Origin of the sequence: Zoogloea sp. 1C4 (assembly GCF_009469605.1) — a bacterium.
GTDB lineage: Bacteria > Pseudomonadota > Gammaproteobacteria > Burkholderiales > Rhodocyclaceae > Zoogloea > Zoogloea oryzae.
On sequence record NZ_SSXU01000004.1, the window covers coordinates 208,547 to 224,116 of the forward strand.

The following is a 15,570-nucleotide window of genomic DNA, read 5'->3' on the forward strand; positions in this document are numbered from 1 at the left end:
GCCCGGTCAGCCCGCCAGGCTGACCGGCTCGCCGGCCTGTTCCGTCATGCAGCGGGACAGCACCGCGTAGAAATCCGCCCCGTCCCGCGTCCCCAGCCAGCGCCCGCCTTCCGGCCGGAAGTGAAAGCCGCCAGACTTTGCCGCCAGCCAGATCTCCCGCGCCGCCGTGTGGCGATTGACGATGATCTTGGTGCCGTTTTCAAACTCCAGCTCGACGATCCCGCCGGGCTTCAGTTCGTAATCGAAATCCAGGTCGCACTTGTCCAGCAACCCTTCCAGGCGGGCCAGTTCGGCATCCGCCAGTGCGTTGAAATCTGCTTCGTTCATCGCCGTCTCCGTTGATCTGTTAACATTCCCGTTTTTGCGCGGAATCCATGCGAAACATCGCCATTGCCGCCGCGGCCTGCGGCCTGCTCGTGCTGGGCGGATGCGGCATCAAGGGGCCGCTGTACATGCCGCAGCCCCCCAAACCGGCCGCCAAACCCGCACCCAAGCCCGTTCCCGCCCCGGCCGCCACCCCGGCGCCGGGCGCCGATCATAACAAACCCGCCTCCCAGGACTCTGCCCAATGACGCTCGCCCTGCCCGTGCCGACGCTTGCCGCCGGCCCCGCCGGCCTGACCCTCGAAGGGGTCGCCCTCGCAGACATCGCCGCCCAGTTCGGCACCCCGACCTACGTTTACTCCCGCGCCGCCCTCACCGCCGCCTTCAACGCCTATCAGCAGGCCCTCGGCCTGCGCAAGTCGCTGGTGTGCTACGCGGTCAAGGCCAACTCCAGCCTCGGCATCCTGTCGGTGTTCGCCAAGCTGGGCGCCGGTTTCGACATCGTCTCGGGCGGCGAACTCGCCCGCGTACTGGCCGCCGGTGGTGACGCCGGCAAGGTGATCTTCTCGGGCGTCGGCAAGACCCGCGACGAGATGCGCTACGCGCTCGAATCAGGCATCGGCTGTTTCAACGTCGAATCCGCCGCCGAGCTCGACCGCCTCGCCGAAGTGGCCGCCAGCATGGGCAAGCGTGCGCCGATCGCCTTCCGCGTCAATCCGGACGTGAACCCCAACACCCACCCCTACATCTCGACCGGCCTGCGCAGCAACAAGTTCGGCGTGGCCTTCACCGAGGCGCTCGACCTGTACCGCAAGGCCAGCAAGCTTCCGAACATCGAGATCTCCGGCATCGACTGCCACATCGGCTCCCAGCTCCTCGACCCGGCGCCGATGGCCGAAGCCGCCGAGAAGATCCTCGGCCTGGTGGATCAGCTCGGCCGCGAAGGCATCAAGCTCGACCACATCGACCTGGGCGGCGGTCTTGGCATCCGCTACCGCGACGAAGAGCCGCCCACCCCCACCGAGTACCTCGCCCCGCTGCTGGCCCGCTTCGAAGGCCGCGACGAAGCCCTGTGCTTCGAGCCGGGCCGCTCGCTGGTGGGCAACGCCGGCCTGCTGCTCACGCGCGTCGAATACCTCAAGCCCGGCGTCGAGAAGAACTTCGCCATCATCGACGCGGCGATGAACGACCTCGCCCGCCCGGCGCTGTACGACGCCTACCACGAGATCGTCGCCGTTGCCCCGCGCAACCTGCCCGCCACCCGCTACGAAGTGGTCGGCCCGATCTGCGAGAGCGGCGACTTCCTCGGCCACGACCGCGACCTGTCGGTCGAAACCGGCGACCTGCTGGCGATCCTCTCCGCCGGCGCCTACGGCATGACCATGAGCTCCAACTACAACACCCGCCCCCGCGCCGCCGAGGTGCTGGTGGATGGCAACGAGGTTCATGTCATCCGCGAGCGGGAAACCCTCGAGCACCTCCTGAAGGGCGAACGCCCGCTGCCCTGATCCCGCCCACACCGGCCAGTCCGACGTCACCGACCATGCGTTCAGTTCCCTGCATCGCCTTGTTCCTTGCCATCGGACTCGCCGGCTGTGGCGACAAGCAGGCGCCTGCGGCCAGCAAGCCGTCCGGCCCGGCAGCCACCCCGGTCACCGCCTTCAAGGCCGCCAGCATCGCGCTGGACGTGACCGAAAACACCCTGGGCACGCTTGAGGCGCTGGTCGACCCGAAGATCGGCGCCGAAGTGGCCGGACGCGTCACCAACGTGATCGCCCACGGCGGCGACCACGTGAAGAAGGGCCAGCGTCTCGCCGAGCTCGACCCCACCGACTTCCAGATCCAGGGCCAGACCGACGCGGCCGAGATCACCCGCCTCGAATCCCTCGTCGCCCAGGCCGAACGCTTTGCCGAGCGCCAGCAGAACCTCGTCGCCAAGGGCTTCATCTCGCGTAACGGCGCCGACGACGCCCTCGCCCAGCGCGACGCCCTGCGCGCCCAGCTGGCCACCGCCCGCGCCAGAAGCGGCAGCAGCCGCAGCAACCTCGCCCGCACCAAGGTGGTTGCGCCGGTGGATGGCATCATCGAAACCCAGATCGTCTCACCGGGCGATTATGTAAAGGTGGGCGACCCGCTGTTCAAGCTGGTCTCCAACCGGGTGCTGCGCGCCCACCTTCCGTTTCCCGAATCCGCCGCCGGGCGCATCCGCCCCGGCCAGACGGTGCGCCTCGGCCTGCCCCACCAGCCGGGCAAGGTCGTCACCGGCGTGGTGGAGGACGTGAAGCCCACCATCAACGATCTGTCCCGCGCCATCGACGTGCAGGTGCGCCTCGACAACGACGGCTCCATGCTCTCGGGCGGCACCGTCAACGCCGCCATCGTCACCGGCCAGAAACCCGCCGCGGTGGTGGTGCCCGAGCAGAGCGTGGTGCTGCGCCCGGCCGGCAAGGTGGTCTATGTGATCGCCGACGGCAAGGCCAGCCAGCGGATCGTCGAGACCGGCGTCAAGCAGGACGGTCGGATCGAGATCGTCAAGGGCCTGGCCAGCGGTGAAACCATCGTCGAGGACGGCGCCGGCTTCCTCACCGACGGCGCCCCGGTCAGCATCAAGACACCCGCCGCCACCAAGGCCGCAGCCCCCGCCGCCAAGCCATGACCCTGCCCGAGCTGTCCATCAAGCGCCACGTGCTGGCGTGGATGATGAGCGCCGTGCTGGTGCTCGTCGGCATCATCGGCTACCAGCGGGTCGGGATGGACCGCTATCCCTACATCGAATTCCCGGTCATCTCGATCACCACCACGCTGAAGGGCGCCAACCCGGACATCGTCGATTCGAGCATCACCAATGTCATCGAATCCGCCGTGAACAGCGTGCCGGGCATCGAGCACGTGCAGTCCACCTCGTCGCCGGGCGTATCCACCGTCAACATCACCTTCTCGCTGGAGAAGAAGGTGGACGTGGCCTTCAACGAGGTGCAGTCGAAGGTCAATCAGGTGCTGCGCCGGCTGCCCAAGGACGTGGACCCGCCGGTGGTGGCCAAGGTCGAGACCAACGCCCAGCCGGTGATGTGGCTGGCGCTGCAGGGCGACCGCACCCAGCAGCAGCTCAACCAGTACGCCATCAACACCCTTAAAAAGCGCCTCGAGACCATCGACGGCGTGGGCGAAGTGCGTATCGGCGGGCGGCGCGACCGCACCATCCGGGTCAATCTGCTGCCCGACCGGATGGCTGCCCACAAGATCACCGCCCAGGACATCACCGACGCCTTCGCCAAGGAGCACGTCCAGCTGGCCGGCGGTTTCGTGGTGGGCAAGACCACCGAGAGCCTGGTCAAGCTCGATCTGGAATTCCACCAGGTGGAGCAGCTCAGGGAGCTCGTCCTGGCCTGGCGCGAGAAGGCGCCGGTGCGCCTGGGCGATGTTGCAGAGATCGAGGACGGCCTCACCGACAACCGCCAGCTCGCCCGCTTCAACGGCAAGACCACCGTGGGCCTTGGCATGGTGAAGATCGCCAACGCCAACACCGTGGCGATCACCGAGCGCATCCAGGAACGCCTCGACCGCGATCTGCGCCCCATGCTGCCGCCGGGGATGACGCTCTCCGTCGTCTCCAACGACGCGGTGTTCATCCTCGAGATCGTGCAATCCCTCAAGGAACACCTGATCGAGGGCACCCTGCTGGCCGCGCTGGTGGTGTGGATCTTCCTGCGCTCGGTGCGCTCCACCCTCATCATCTCGCTGGCGATCCCGGTGTCGCTGCTGGGCGCCATCGCGGTGATCTACTTCGCAGGCTTCACCCTCAACTCCCTCACGATGCTGGCGCTGCTGCTGCTGATCGGGGTGGTGGTGGACGACGCCATCGTGGTGCTGGAAAACATCTTCCGCCACCGGGAAGAGCTCGACCCCGACCCGGTCTCGGCGGCCGTCAATGGCAGCAACGAGGTGGTCTTCGCGGTGATGGCGGCCACCCTGTCGCTGGTGTGCATCTTCGCGCCGGTGGCCTTCATCTCGGGGATCATCGGGCAGTTCTTCCGCAGCTTTGCGCTGGTGGTCACCTTTGGCGTGCTGGTGTCGCTGTTCGTCTCGCTCACCCTCACGCCCATGCTGTGCTCGCGCTACCTCAAGGTGGAAAAGCAGCACGGCCCGATCTACCGCTTCTTCGACCGCGTTTTCGAGGGCCTGGACGCGCTCTACGTGCACCTGCTGGAGGCCGCCCTCACCCACCGCCTGTGGGTGCTGCTGGCGACCCTGGCGGTGGTCGGGTCGAGTGCCTTCTTCTTCGCCAACGTGGGCAAGGCCTTCGCGCCTGAGCAGGACGAGGGGCGCTTCCTGGTGTCGCTGCGCACACCGCTGGGTTCGAGCATCGACTACACCGACAGCAAGCTGAAGGAAGTGGAGGCCATTCTCGACCGTCATCCCGAGGTGCGCTCCGAGTTCGCGCTGATCGGCCTCGGCACCGCCGGGCAGGTGAACCAGGGCACGGTGGTGGTGCGCATGGCGCCGCGGGAGGAGCGCACCGTCAAGCAGCAGGACATCATCCCGCTGCTGCGCAAGGAGTTCGCCCAGATCGCCGGCGCGCGTGTGTTCGCCGCGCCTTACCCGATGGTCCAGGGCCAGCGGGGCGAGCCGCTGCAGTTCGTGCTCACCGGCGAGAACCTGCAGGAGCTCGGCCGCCACGCCGTGGCCCTGCAGAAGAAGCTCACCGCGATGCCCGGCATCGGACGGATGGACACCGACCTGCAGCTCGACCTGCCCCAGCTGATCTTCGCGCCGGACCGCCTGCGCATCGCCGACGCCGGCCTCACCACCCAGGACGTGGCGCTGGCCATCAACATGCTCACCGGCGGCGTGGACATCGCCAAATACAACGACGAACCGGGCGACGGCCAGCGCTACGACATCCGCGTGAAGGCCAGGGAAGGCACCTTCACCCAGCCAGCCGATCTTTCGAAGATCTTCCTGCGCAACAAGGGCGGCGAGCTGGTGCGCCTGGATAGCGTGGCGGGCTTCCGCGAGGCCCTGGGCCCCGCCATCGTCGGCCGCTTTGATCTCCAGTACGCCGCCACCTTCTTCGCCACCCCCACCCTGCCCCTGGGCGAGGCGGTGGAGGTGGTCAAGGCCACCGCCGCCGAGTTGCTGCCCACCGGCTACCAGGTCAAGCTGATCGGCCAGGCCGAGGAGTTCGGCAAGACCCAGAAGTACATGAGCTTCACCTTCGCCCTGGCCATGACCCTGCTCTACATGGTGCTCGCCAGCCAGTTCAACAGCTTCCTGCAGCCGGCCATCGTGATGCTGGCCCAGCCCCTGGCCATCGTCGGCGGCGTGGCGGCCCTGTGGCTCACCGGGCAGACCCTCAACATCTACTCGATGATCGGGCTGGTGCTGCTGATCGGGCTGGTGGCCAAGAACTCCATCCTGCTGGTGGATCTCACCAACCAGCGCCGCGCCGACGGCCTCAAGGTGGACGCCGCCCTGCGCAACGCCTGCCCGATCCGGATGCGCCCGGTGCTGATGACGTCCATGACGGTGATCCTCGCCCTCGCCCCGGCCGCGGCCGGTTTTGGCGCCGGCAACGAGACCAACCAGCCGCTGGCCATCGCGGTGATCGGCGGCATGATCAGCTCCACCCTGCTCACCCTGGTGGTGGTGCCGGCGGTGTATTCGCTGGTCGAAGGCTGGCGCGAACGCCGCGCCGCCACCCGCGAAGGCCAGGCGCCGGCCTGAGCTGAGCCCCGGAGTATCTCCGGGATAGTCGCGAGTATCTCGGAGATACTCGCGAGCACCTCGCGGATAGATCGTCCTATCCCGGAGTCCCGGCCGACAAACGCCAGGACAGGATGGTCCGGTCTCCGAGTCTCTCCCGTGCTGCAAAAAGCAGCACCCGACAAGCTCGCCGAATGGACAGGTCTATCTCAAAGCCCCAGGCGAGCATCTCCCGGACAGGATGGTTCAGTCTCAAAGTCCCGCCCGAGCTGCAAAGAGCAGCACTCGACAAGCTCACCGAATGGACGGGTCGGTCTCAAAGCCCAACGGGAGGATCTTCGGGATAGTCGCGGCCCTTCCTGCAGGTCGGGCTTCAGCCCGACAGACTCAGCCGGGCAGTAACAAAGTCGCCCCGAGCACCACGGCGACACTCGCGACGGGCCCGCGGATACTCGCGAGCAGCGATGCGGGGCCGACGAGGGAGGATCAGCCCAGGGGCGTGACCGCGCTGCGGCCGGCGGGGGTGTCCAGCCAGCGCTGGAGGATGCGGTAGGTGTCGAGGTCGAAGCGGCGGGGCGGCAGAGCTTCGAGCAACGAGCCCAGTTCGGCCTCGTCCTCGACGCTGCCCAGCAGGCACCAGCGATCCACCACATGCACCGCGCTGCGGCCGGTGTCCGGGTGGTGTTCGCGCACCGCCACCGGGCCGTCCCACGGCCAGCGGCGGATGCGCAGGCTCTCGAGCACCTTGAGCAGGCGCTCGTCGTGCTCGGCGTGGGTTTCTTTGCCGCAGCACACGCCGGCGCAGCGCTTCATCTGGTGGGCCATGCAGGCGCCGTCGCCCCACGGCTCGGTGCCGATGCGCCGCGGGCACAGCTTGTAGAGCAGGGCCAGCTCACGCAGGGCGTTGTCGGCTTCCTTCTTGGTGCGGAAGGCGCCATACACAGCGTCCCAGCCGGCCGGGTCGGCCCCGTTGAGGGCTTCGCGCACCAGCACCGGGCCGCGCTTCTTCGTCGGGTCGTAGCGCAGGCCGAACACGGCCTCGGTCTCGCGCAGCTTGCGGTTCTCGGTGGGCTTGCGTTCCTTGACGAGGCGCGCCTCCAGCAGCAGCGCGCCCAGCTCGCCCGCGGTGGGCAGCCATTCGACGCGCCGCACCTGCTGGGCCAGCTTGGCCTCCTTGGTGCTGGAATGATCGGACGAAAAGTGGCTCATCACCCGGGAGCGCAGGCTGACGCTCTTGCCGATGTAGACGGGCAGCTCGTTCTCGCCGTAGAAGAGATACACGCCGGGGCCTTCGGGCACGCCTTCGAGCACGCCCTCGGGCAGCCCCACCGGCCGGCTCGGGGCCTTCATGGCCTTGGCGATGGCGATGCCGAGGATCTCCGGCGGAAATTCGTCGGCGACGATGCCGGCAAACTGGAACAGCGCCTCGGTGTCGCCCATCGCCCGGTGGCGGGCCGAGCAGGTGAGGTTGTGGCGGGCGATCAGCGCGTCCAGCCCGTGGCGGTGGTGCTGGGGGTAGAGCGCCCGGGACAGCTTGACGGTGCACAGCACCGGCGCGTCGAAGCGCTCGCCGATGCGCGAGAACTCGTTCTTGATGAAGCCGTAGTCGAAGCGCGCGTTGTGGGCCACGAACACGCAGTCGGCGAGCAGCGCCCGCACCCCGTCGGCGAGATCGACGAAGGCCGGAGCCTCGGCGACCATCGCGTCGGTGATGCCGGTGAAGCCCTGGATGGTCGGCGGAATCGCCATGCCCGGATTGACGAGGCTGGACCAGCGCTCGACCAGCACGCCGTCCTCGATGCGCAGGATCGCGATCTCGGTGACCCGGTCGACCACCGGATTGGCGCCAGTGGTTTCAACGTCGATGAAGGCGATCTTGGGGGCGAACACGGCGGAGGCGTCGAGAAAACGAAAAGACGGCGTGCGGCCAACTGGCGGCACACCTGGGAAAGACGTCCCGCCCCGCGGTGCAACGCCGTCGGGCGCGCGCAGCGGGGCGGGAGGCTGAACGTGCAACCGCGGCTGAAGCCCCGGCGGGGCGTCAGCCGGCGGGCTTATTCAGTGGCGTAGGGGTAGGGCTTGTGGGCGACCTTGCCGGCGGCGTATTCGCCCTGGGTCTGCAGATCCTGCGGCTTGTCCCACCACAGGGCGCGGCCCTTCTGCTGCTCTTCGCGCTCTTCCGGATGGGCCTTCATCCATTCGCGCATGAACTTGGTGTGCTCGGATTCGTAGATTGCCATTGAGTGTTCTCCCGTTTTAGCGGCGTGATTCTATCAGCGTCGGGGCGCGCTGGCCCCGGCGGTTCATTTCTGGTCGCCCCGCATCCGCCCGATGCGCACCACTTCGGGAATGGTGCGCAGGCCGCGGATGACCTTGGCCAGATGCAGGCGGTGGGTGACCTGGACGGTGATGTAGAGCGAGGAATAGGTGCCCTGCTCGCCATCGGTGGAAACGTTCTGGATGTTGCAGTCCTGCTCGGCGATGGCGTTGGCCACCTTGGCGAGCACGCCCCGGGCGTTCTTGGTGAGCAGCTTGAGGGTGACGTCGAACAGACGGTCGGTGGAGGGTTCCCACTCCACGTCGATCCAGCGGTCGCGCTCGCTGCGCAGCTTGCGGGCCTGGGGGCAGTCGTGCATGTGCACCTCCAGCCCCTGCCCCTTGCGGATGATGCCGACGATCGGATCGCCCGGAATCGGCCGGCAGCAGCGGGCGAGCTGCACCGCCACACCTTCGGTGCCACGGATCAGGATCGCCCCGGCGGGCCGCGGCTTGACCACGTCGGCGCGGCCGGATTCGACGTCCTGGATCTCGGCTAGCCGCCGCGCGACGATGGCCGGCAGGCGTCGGCCGAGGCCGATGTCGGTCATCAGCTCGCGGCGGGTGGCGAGGGTGAATTGGCGCAGGAAGCGATCCCACGCAAAGGTGCTGACTTGGCCCAGGGTGAGGCCGTGGGGCCGCAGGGCCTGGTTGAGGAGTCGCTCGCCAAGGGTCGAGGCTTCTTCCTGCTGGGCGTTTTTAAGGAAATGCCGGATCTGCGCGCGGGCCTTGCCGGTGCGCACATAGCTCAGCCAGGCGGGGTTGGGGCTGGCGTGGGCGGCGGTGATGATCTCGATCTGGTCGCCGTTGTGGAGCTCGGTGCGCAGGGGCATCAGCTCGCTGTTGATGCGCCCGGCGACGCAGCGGTTGCCCACATCGGTGTGCACCGCGTAGGCAAAATCGACCACCGTGGCACCCCGCGGCAGGGCGAATATCTTGCCCTTGGGGGTGAAGGCGTAGACCTCGCCCGGGAAGAGATCGACCTTGACGTGCTCGAGGAACTCGCTGGAATCGCCCGAGGTGGATTGCAGCTCGAGCAGCGACTGCAGCCAGGAGTGCGTCTTGTGCTGGAGCTCGGTGAGGGTCTTCTCGTCTTCCTTGTAGAGCCAGTGGGACGCCACGCCGCTCTCGGCCACGTGGTTCATCTCCGGCGTGCGGATCTGCACCTCGACCGGCGTGCCGAAGGGGCCGATCAGCGTGGTGTGGAGCGACTGATAGCCGTTGCCCTTGGGGATGGCGATGTAGTCCTTGAACTTGCCGGGCACCGGCTTGTACAGGCCGTGCAGCGCGCCGAGGGCCCGGTAGCAGGTTTGCACATCCGGCACGATGACGCGGAAGCCATAGATATCAAGCACCTGGGAGAAGCTGAGGCGCTTCTCGGCCATCTTGCGGTAGATGCTGTAGAGGTGCTTCTCGCGGCCACGCACTTCGGCCTCGATGTGCCACTGGGGCAGGCGCTCCTCGATGGCGGCGAGGATCTTGCCGACCACCTCACGGCGGTTGCCCCGGGCAGAGAGGATGGCCCGCGACAGCACCCGGAAGCGCATCGGGTGGCGGTGCTTGAAGGCGAGCTCCTGGAGCTCGCGGTAGATGCTGTTGAGGCCCAGCCGGTTGGCGATGGGCGCGTGGATCTCCTGGGTCTCGCGGGCGATGCGGCGACGCTTGTCGGGCCGCATGTGGTCGAGGGTCCGCATGTTGTGCAGACGATCGGCCAGCTTGATGAGGATCACCCGCAGATCGCTGGCCATCGCCATCAGCATCTTGCGGAAGTTTTCGGCCTGGGCTTCTTCGTGCGACTGGAACTCGATCTTGTCGAGCTTGGACACGCCATCGACGAGCTCGGCCGTGGTGCGCCCGAAGCGCTCGGCGATCTCGGCCTTGGTGATGTGGGTGTCCTCCATCACGTCGTGAAGGAGGGCGGCGCACAGGGCCTGGGCGTCCAGGTGCCAGCCGGCGAGGATCTCGGCGACAGCGACCGGATGGGAGATGTAGGGTTCGCCGCTCTGCCGCATCTGCCCCTGGTGGGCATCAGCGGAGAAGTGGTACGCGGCCTCGATGCGGCCTACGTCTTCGGCGCGGAGATAGGTGGAGACGAGCGCCCGCAGCCGACCGAAGTCGAGGGGCACGACGCTGGAGGTTGGAGGCTGGAAAACGCCGCCACCGCTAACGGGAACCGGGGCGGCGGATTCCATGACATTGCTCTCTGGCGGGAGGCCGTTCAGGCCTGACCGCGGTTGAGGACTTCGGTGCCGACCTTGCCGGCGGCGATTTCGCGCAGGGCGATCACCGTGGGCTTGTCCTTGTCGTGGCGGTCGAGGTCCACCTGCGGGGTAGCGCCGGCCGTCAGCTGACGGGCACGGTAGGTCGCAGCCAGGGTGAGCTGGAAGCGGTTGGGGATTCTCTTCAGACAGTCGTCAACGGTTACACGGGCCATATTTGCCTCAATCCTGTTCCAGATAACGGAAAAACTCCGGCTTGCGCGCCTCCTGGTTGGCGTAGCGCAGCCGCGATGCTCTTACCACGCCCACGAGATCGTCGATGGCTGTGGGCAGGTCTTCATTGATTATAACGTAGTCGAACTCTGCCACATGGCGCATCTCGCCGCGGGCGGCGAGCACCCGGCGGGCGATCACATCCTCACTGTCGGTACCGCGGCCGCGCAGGCGGCGCTCGAGCTCTTCGACCGACGGCGGCAGGATGAACACCCCGACCGCCTTCGGAAAGACCTTGCGCACCTGCTGGGCGCCCTGCCAGTCGATCTCGAGGAGGATGTCCTTGCCGGCGCTGATCTGCGCTTCAAGCCAGCCCTTCGAGGTTCCGTAGTAGTTGTTATGGACCTCCGCCCATTCGAGAAATTCCCCCTTGTCGCGCAGCTGGCGGAAGGTGGAGACGTCCACGAAATGGTAGTGGCGGCCGTCCTCCTCGCCAGCCCGCGGCGCGCGGGTGGTGTAGGAGATCGACAGCTTGACCAGCGGATCACGCTCCAGCAGCCCGCTGACCAGGGTGGTCTTGCCGGCGCCGGAGGGAGCGGTGACGATGAACAGGGTGCCGGGCATGGCCGCTCCTTACTCGATGTTCTGCACTTGCTCGCGCATCTGCTCGATGGCCAGCTTGAGCTCGACGGCGATGGCGGTCATGTCGGCAGCCATGGCCTTGGAGCCGAGGGTATTGGCCTCGCGGTTGAGTTCCTGCATCAGAAAATCCAGCCGCTTGCCGGCAGCGCCGCCAGCCTTGAGGATGCGCTCGACCTCGTCCAGGTGGGTGGACAGGCGGGAGAGTTCCTCGGCCACATCGACCCGCTGGGCAAACAGGCCCACTTCGGTGCGGATACGGTCGTCGTCGAGGGTGGCGGCGGCATCGCGCAGGCGGGTGGCGAGCTTTTCCTGGTATTCGGCCACCAGCGCCGGCACGCGCGGGGCCACTTTCGCGACGAGTTCGCGCATGTGGGCGATGCGGCCACGGATCATCTCGGCGAGCTTGTCGCCCTCGCGACGGCGGGTGGCGATGAGCTCATCCAGCGCGGCGCTCACCAGCGGGCCGATTTCAGGCTGCAGGGCCTCGAAGGTGACGCCGTCATCGGCCAGCATGCCCGGCCAGCGGAGAATCTCGGCTACCGAGAAGGGCGCGGCCTGGGGCAGCTCGGCAAGAATGGCGGCCTGGGCCGTTTTGAGCTGTCCGAAGAGCACATCGTTAATCGCGAGATCACGAGGTGCGCTATCCTTCGCCTGCAGGTTGAACCTGCACTCGACCTTGCCCCGGCGCAGTCGGGAGGTGATCGCCTCGCGGATCAGCGGCTCGGACTGACGCAAGTCGTCATTGATGCGAAACGCAAGATCGAGGTAGCGGGAGTTAACGCTTCGCAATTCGAGGTGCAGGGCAACACGGCCCAGGTCACGAACCTGGACGGCAAAGCCCGTCATGCTGTGGATCATCCTGTTTTTCCCGAGAAAGTGCGGCAGTCGAAGTAAACTAGCAGACCCGAACGCCACCAAAAGACGAAGTGTAGCGCCCCGCCCGATGGCCACTCAACAGAACTGCGCCCTCCCGCCAGGTTTCCTCCTCGACCACTACCGGGTCGAGCGGCAACTGTCGCTGGGCGGATTCTCGATCGTCTACCTGGCGTACGACCAGGATGGCTCGCCCGTGGCCATCAAGGAATACCTGCCGAACTCCCTCGCCCTGCGTAGCGAAGGCGAGGTCACGCCCCACGTCACCGAAGCGCACGAGGGCGCCTTCCGCTACGGCATGAAGTGCTTCTTCGAGGAAGGCCGGGCGCTCGCCAAGCTGGTGCACCCCAACGTGGTGCGGGTGCTCAACTTCTTCCGCGCCAACGGCACCGTTTACATGGTGATGCAGTTCGAGCGCGGCCGCACCCTCCACGACTACGTCCAGAAGAACAAGGGCAACGTCCGCGAGCGCTTCATCCGCGGGGTGTTCACCCGCATGCTCAACGGGCTGCGCGAAGTCCACGCCCACAAGCTGCTGCATCTCGACATCAAGCCCTCCAACATCTACCTGCGCGCCGACGGCACGCCGGTGCTGTTGGATTTTGGCGCCGCCCGCCAGACGCTGATGTCCGACACCCCCATCCTCAAGCCGATGTACACCCCCGGCTTCGCCTCGCCCGAGCAGTTTGCGAGCCGCGAAGCCCTCGGCCCGTGGAGCGACATCTACAGCGTGGGCGCGTCGATGTACGCCTGCCTCGCCGGCACCTCACCCCAGCGCTCCGACGAGCGCATCAAGCACGACACCGTCGTCCCGGCCACCAAGGCCTGGGCCGGGCAGTATTCGCCCCACTTCCTTGCGACCATCGACTGGTGCCTGCAACTCGACCCGCTCAAGCGCCCGCAGAGTTGCTTCGCCCTGCAGAAAGTCCTCGCCCAACGCCACCGGGAAGCGCCTCCGCAGCAGAAGACCTGGCTCGAAGGCCTCGGCTCCCGACTAAAAACAATGATAGGCCGTACATGAGATTCACGATTTTCCAGGAGAGCCGGATCGGCAAGCGACGCACCAACCAGGATCGTGTGGCGTATTCCTACACCCGCGACGCCCTGCTGATGGTGCTCGCCGACGGCATGGGCGGGCACCTCTACGGGGAGGTCGCCGCCCAGATCTCCGTGCAGTTCATCGCCCAGTCGTTCCAGCAGGAGGCGCGCCCCAAGGTCACCGACCCGGTGCTGTTCCTGTCGCGGGTGCTCAGCAACGCCCACCACGCGATCCTCGACTACGCCTTCGACAAGCACCTGGCCGACATCCCGCGCACCACCATCGTCGCCTGCCTGATCCAGGAAGGCGTCGCCCACTGGGCCCACGCCGGCGATTCGCGCCTCTACATGATCCGCAAGGGCCGCCTGGTGGCCCAGACCCGCGACCACTCCCGCGTCCAGCTGATGCTCGACCAGGGCCTGCTCGACGCCGAGGCCGCCGCCGTTCACCCCGGCCGCAACCGCATCTTCAGCTGCCTGGGTGGCAACCACCCGCCCCAGATCGAGTTCTCCCGGGGCGCATCGCTCGCCAACGGCGACGTCATCGCCATCTGTTCCGACGGCGTGTGGGGCCCCCTCGAACCCGAAACCCTGGTCAAGTCCCTGGCTGACGGCCGGGTCATGGAAAGCGTGCCCAAGGTCATGAACGAGGCCGAGCTCCTCGGCGGCCACCAGTGCGACAACATGACCCTGATCGCCATGACCTGGCACGACGATCACCAGGAAGACATCCCCGACACCGTCTCCACCCGCACCATGCCCGCCGACGCCTACACCACCCAGATGGAAGGCTTCGGCCGCGGCAAGCGCGAGCAGGAAGACCTCAGCGAAGACGAAATCGAACGCGCCATCCGCGAAATCAACGCAGCCATTCACAAATTCAAATGACCCAGACCCCCGATACCTTCGCCCGCCCCAGCGGCCGCGCCCCCGCCCAGCTTCGCCCGGTTCGCATCACCCGTGACTTCACCCGCCACGCCGAAGGTTCGGTTCTGATCGAGTTCGGCGACACCCGGGTGCTGTGCACCGCCAGCGTCGAGGAGTCGGTGCCGCCCTTCCTGCGCGGCAAGGGCCAGGGCTGGCTGACCGCCGAATACGGCATGCTGCCCCGCTCAACCCACACCCGCAGCCCGCGCGAGGCCGCCAAGGGCAAGCAGAGCGGCCGCACCCAGGAGATCCAGCGCCTCATCGGCCGCAGCCTGCGCGCGGTGGTGGACATGCACGCCCTGGGCGAACGCCAGATCACCATCGACTGCGACGTGCTGCAGGCCGACGGCGGCACCCGCACCGCGTCGATCACCGGCGCCTGCATCGCCGTGCATGAAGCCCTCGACGGCCTGGTCAAGGCTGGCAAGCTGCCCGCCAACCCGATGCGCGACTTCGTCGCCGCCATCTCGGTGGGCATCTACAAGGGCAAGCCGGTGCTCGACCTGGACTACCCCGAGGACTCCGACTGCGAGACCGACATGAACGTGGTGATGACCGGCGCCGGCGGCTTCGTCGAAGTCCAGGGCACCGCCGAAGGCACGCCCTTCTCCCGCGCCGAACTCGACGCCCTGCTGGAACTTGCCGGCGACGGCATAGCCCAACTGGTCATCGAACAGAAAAAGGCCCTCGGGATCGCCTGAGCGCCGGGAAGGAAGCCCGCCATGAAACAGCTCGTCCTCGCCAGCGGCAACGCCGGCAAGCTCAAGGAACTCTCCGCCCTGCTTGCCCCGCTGGGCATCGAGGTGCTGCCGCAATCGGCCTTCAACGTGAGCGAAGCCGAGGAGCCCCATCCCAGCTTCGTCGAGAACGCCATCGCCAAAGCCCGCCACGCCGCCCGCGCCACCGGCCTGCCGGCCCTGGCGGATGACTCCGGGCTGTGCGTCGACGTCCTCGGCGGTGCACCCGGCGTGCTGTCGGCACGCTTTGCCGGCGAGCCCAAGTCCGACCAGCGCAACAACGATCTGCTGCTCGAACGCCTCGCCGGCCAGGCGGACCGCCGCGCCCGCTTCTACTGCGCGCTGGCCCTCGTACGCCATGCCGACGACCCGCAGCCGCTCATCGCCACCGGCGAGTGGCGCGGCGTGATCCTCGACGCGCCCCGCGGCCAGGCCGGCTTCGGCTACGACCCGCTGTTCCTGGTGCCCGATCTCGAGCAGACCGCCGCCGAGATCCCCGCCGAACTTAAAAACGTCCTGTCCCACCGCGGCTCCGCCTTCCGCCAGCTACTCGACAAGCTCCGCGCCGAAGCCGCCTGA

The 15,570-nt window shown here is 67.3% G+C and carries 15 protein-coding genes; 8 read left to right on the forward strand and 7 right to left on the reverse strand.

Annotated features, from left to right (window positions below; translation table 11 throughout):
- Positions 1 to 6: 6 nt before the first annotated feature.
- Entirely contained in the window at positions 7 to 327 is a 321-nt protein-coding gene (gene cyaY, locus GH681_RS06880) for an iron donor protein CyaY (protein ID WP_153160734.1), read from the reverse strand.
- 47 nt (positions 328 to 374) lie between these two features.
- On the opposite strand from cyaY, the gene GH681_RS06885 reads away from it, so the two are divergent.
- The 4 genes from GH681_RS06885 to GH681_RS06900 are packed head-to-tail and all read left to right on the forward strand — an operon-like array spanning position 375 to position 6,047.
- Positions 375 to 572: a lipoprotein gene (locus GH681_RS06885; protein WP_153160736.1), complete on the forward strand. Its 198-nt coding sequence runs from the start codon at positions 375 to 377 to the stop codon at positions 570 to 572.
- On the forward strand, positions 569 to 1,831 hold the full coding sequence (gene lysA / locus GH681_RS06890) for a diaminopimelate decarboxylase (RefSeq protein WP_153160737.1): 1,263 nt from the start codon (positions 569 to 571) through the stop codon (positions 1,829 to 1,831). The genes GH681_RS06885 and lysA overlap by 4 nt, the downstream gene beginning before the upstream one ends.
- A gap of 35 nt (positions 1,832 to 1,866) precedes the next feature.
- Positions 1,867 to 2,979, forward strand: coding sequence for an efflux RND transporter periplasmic adaptor subunit (locus tag GH681_RS06895; protein ID WP_153160738.1), 1,113 nt, complete (start codon positions 1,867 to 1,869; stop codon positions 2,977 to 2,979).
- Entirely contained in the window at positions 2,976 to 6,047 is a 3,072-nt protein-coding gene (locus GH681_RS06900; protein WP_153160739.1) for an efflux RND transporter permease subunit, read from the forward strand. Before GH681_RS06895 ends, GH681_RS06900 begins: the two co-directional genes overlap by 4 nt.
- 465 nt (positions 6,048 to 6,512) lie before the next feature.
- Here GH681_RS06900 and GH681_RS06905 read toward each other — a convergent pair whose 3' ends face one another.
- From GH681_RS06905 to GH681_RS06930, 6 genes are all read right to left on the reverse strand, one after another.
- Entirely contained in the window at positions 6,513 to 7,916 is a 1,404-nt protein-coding gene (locus GH681_RS06905; RefSeq protein ID WP_153160740.1) for a 3'-5' exonuclease family protein, read from the reverse strand.
- Positions 7,917 to 8,080: 164 nt separating this feature from the next.
- Positions 8,081 to 8,266 carry a DUF3460 family protein gene (locus tag GH681_RS06910; protein WP_153160741.1) on the reverse strand — a complete coding sequence of 62 codons (186 nt, stop codon included), beginning with the start codon at positions 8,264 to 8,266 and terminating at the stop codon, positions 8,081 to 8,083.
- Positions 8,267 to 8,329: 63 nt separating this feature from the next.
- Positions 8,330 to 10,534: a bifunctional (p)ppGpp synthetase/guanosine-3',5'-bis(diphosphate) 3'-pyrophosphohydrolase gene (locus GH681_RS06915; RefSeq protein ID WP_153160742.1), complete on the reverse strand. Its 2,205-nt coding sequence runs from the start codon at positions 10,532 to 10,534 to the stop codon at positions 8,330 to 8,332.
- A gap of 26 nt (positions 10,535 to 10,560) precedes the next feature.
- Positions 10,561 to 10,776, reverse strand: coding sequence for a DNA-directed RNA polymerase subunit omega (gene rpoZ, locus GH681_RS06920; RefSeq protein ID WP_079434420.1), 216 nt, complete (start codon positions 10,774 to 10,776; stop codon positions 10,561 to 10,563).
- A gap of 7 nt (positions 10,777 to 10,783) precedes the next feature.
- Positions 10,784 to 11,398, reverse strand: coding sequence for a guanylate kinase (gene gmk, locus GH681_RS06925; protein ID WP_153160743.1), 615 nt, complete (start codon positions 11,396 to 11,398; stop codon positions 10,784 to 10,786).
- 9 nt (positions 11,399 to 11,407) lie between these two features.
- Positions 11,408 to 12,274, reverse strand: a complete 867-nt coding sequence (locus GH681_RS06930) for a YicC/YloC family endoribonuclease (protein ID WP_153160744.1) — start codon at positions 12,272 to 12,274, stop codon at positions 11,408 to 11,410.
- An 85-nt stretch (positions 12,275 to 12,359) separates the two neighbouring features.
- On the opposite strand from GH681_RS06930, the gene GH681_RS06935 reads away from it, so the two are divergent.
- The 4 genes from GH681_RS06935 to rdgB are packed head-to-tail and all read left to right on the forward strand — an operon-like array spanning position 12,360 to position 15,570.
- On the forward strand, positions 12,360 to 13,310 hold the full coding sequence (locus GH681_RS06935; protein WP_153160745.1) for a serine/threonine-protein kinase: 951 nt from the start codon (positions 12,360 to 12,362) through the stop codon (positions 13,308 to 13,310).
- Positions 13,307 to 14,215: a PP2C family serine/threonine-protein phosphatase gene (locus GH681_RS06940; RefSeq protein WP_153160746.1), complete on the forward strand. Its 909-nt coding sequence runs from the start codon at positions 13,307 to 13,309 to the stop codon at positions 14,213 to 14,215. The genes GH681_RS06935 and GH681_RS06940 overlap by 4 nt, the downstream gene beginning before the upstream one ends.
- On the forward strand, positions 14,212 to 14,955 hold the full coding sequence (gene rph, locus GH681_RS06945) for a ribonuclease PH (RefSeq protein WP_153160747.1): 744 nt from the start codon (positions 14,212 to 14,214) through the stop codon (positions 14,953 to 14,955). The genes GH681_RS06940 and rph overlap by 4 nt, the downstream gene beginning before the upstream one ends.
- A 21-nt stretch (positions 14,956 to 14,976) precedes the next feature.
- Complete coding sequence (gene rdgB, locus GH681_RS06950) at positions 14,977 to 15,570, forward strand: RdgB/HAM1 family non-canonical purine NTP pyrophosphatase (RefSeq protein WP_153160748.1); 594 nt, start codon at positions 14,977 to 14,979, stop codon at positions 15,568 to 15,570.

Coding starts and splice junctions, on each gene's coding strand:
- rph (WP_153160747.1), top strand. CDS start 14,212: ATGACCCAGACCCCCGATACCTTCGCCCGCCCCAGCGGCCGCGCCCCC.
- lysA (WP_153160737.1), top strand. CDS start 569: ATGACGCTCGCCCTGCCCGTGCCGACGCTTGCCGCCGGCCCCGCCGGC.
- rpoZ (WP_079434420.1), bottom strand. CDS start 10,776: ATGGCCCGTGTAACCGTTGACGACTGTCTGAAGAGAATCCCCAACCGC.
- GH681_RS06940 (WP_153160746.1), top strand. CDS start 13,307: ATGAGATTCACGATTTTCCAGGAGAGCCGGATCGGCAAGCGACGCACC.
- GH681_RS06915 (WP_153160742.1), bottom strand. CDS start 10,534: ATGGAATCCGCCGCCCCGGTTCCCGTTAGCGGTGGCGGCGTTTTCCAG.
- GH681_RS06910 (WP_153160741.1), bottom strand. CDS start 8,266: ATGGCAATCTACGAATCCGAGCACACCAAGTTCATGCGCGAATGGATG.
- rdgB (WP_153160748.1), top strand. CDS start 14,977: ATGAAACAGCTCGTCCTCGCCAGCGGCAACGCCGGCAAGCTCAAGGAA.
- GH681_RS06930 (WP_153160744.1), bottom strand. CDS start 12,274: ATGATCCACAGCATGACGGGCTTTGCCGTCCAGGTTCGTGACCTGGGC.
- GH681_RS06900 (WP_153160739.1), top strand. CDS start 2,976: ATGACCCTGCCCGAGCTGTCCATCAAGCGCCACGTGCTGGCGTGGATG.
- GH681_RS06895 (WP_153160738.1), top strand. CDS start 1,867: ATGCGTTCAGTTCCCTGCATCGCCTTGTTCCTTGCCATCGGACTCGCC.
- cyaY (WP_153160734.1), bottom strand. CDS start 327: ATGAACGAAGCAGATTTCAACGCACTGGCGGATGCCGAACTGGCCCGC.
- gmk (WP_153160743.1), bottom strand. CDS start 11,398: ATGCCCGGCACCCTGTTCATCGTCACCGCTCCCTCCGGCGCCGGCAAG.
- GH681_RS06885 (WP_153160736.1), top strand. CDS start 375: ATGCGAAACATCGCCATTGCCGCCGCGGCCTGCGGCCTGCTCGTGCTG.
- GH681_RS06935 (WP_153160745.1), top strand. CDS start 12,360: ATGGCCACTCAACAGAACTGCGCCCTCCCGCCAGGTTTCCTCCTCGAC.